We start from the raw sequence: 603 nt of genomic DNA, 5'->3' as shown, positions 1-603 counted from the left end.
GAGACTTAGCATTCTCGGCCTCTTCCTTATCTTAAAAAGTTCCGATACGGTTAAGTGGCCAGAAACGGAATTTTGCTTCGCCTTTGATTTCGCTAGCCTTGAAGGTACCAACATGGCGGCTGTCGCTAGAGACTAGACGATCGTCACCAAGAAGAAGGTACTCGCCTTGAGGGACAGTAAAGCTGAAGCTGGTATTGGAATTGACATCGACCGTAAAGGCTTGTGCTTTTTGAGCAAGTTCTCTAAAGTAGACTCCTTTGTTTCCTTCAAATCCTTTGCCAGTATAGGTATTTTGCAACTTTTCTGTTTTGAACAAGTTGAGGTATTCAGCTAGGTAGGGTTCATCCGTTTCTTTATCGTTGATAAAGAGTTTGTCATTTTCGTAGCGGATGGTATCTCCAGGCATACCGATGACCCTTTTGACAATGTCTTTATTTCCTTCTTCCTCATGCGCAACTACAATGTCGAAGCGGTCAATTGGGAGGTGTTTAACAACGAAGAGAACTTCTCCGTCAGCTAGGGTAGGGTCCATCGAGTGTCCTTCTACACGGACATTGCTCCAAAGAAAGATACGGCTAAGACCGACCAGTGCGATAATCAGGA

The 603-nt window shown here is 44.6% G+C and carries 1 protein-coding gene; it reads right to left on the bottom strand.

Going from position 1 to position 603, the window contains the following annotated elements; translation table 11 throughout:
• Positions 1-31 precede the first annotated feature (31 nt).
• Positions 32-601: a signal peptidase I gene (gene lepB, locus GMD4S_RS10070; RefSeq protein ID WP_008290899.1), complete on the bottom strand. Its 570-nt coding sequence runs from the start codon at positions 599-601 to the stop codon at positions 32-34.
• Positions 602-603: the final 2 nt, after the last annotated feature.

The sequence above is a fragment of the Streptococcus sp. GMD4S genome (genome assembly GCF_000296955.1).
The sequence above is the reverse complement of the archived record's forward strand: the minus strand, read 5'-3'. Positions and strand labels throughout refer to the sequence as shown.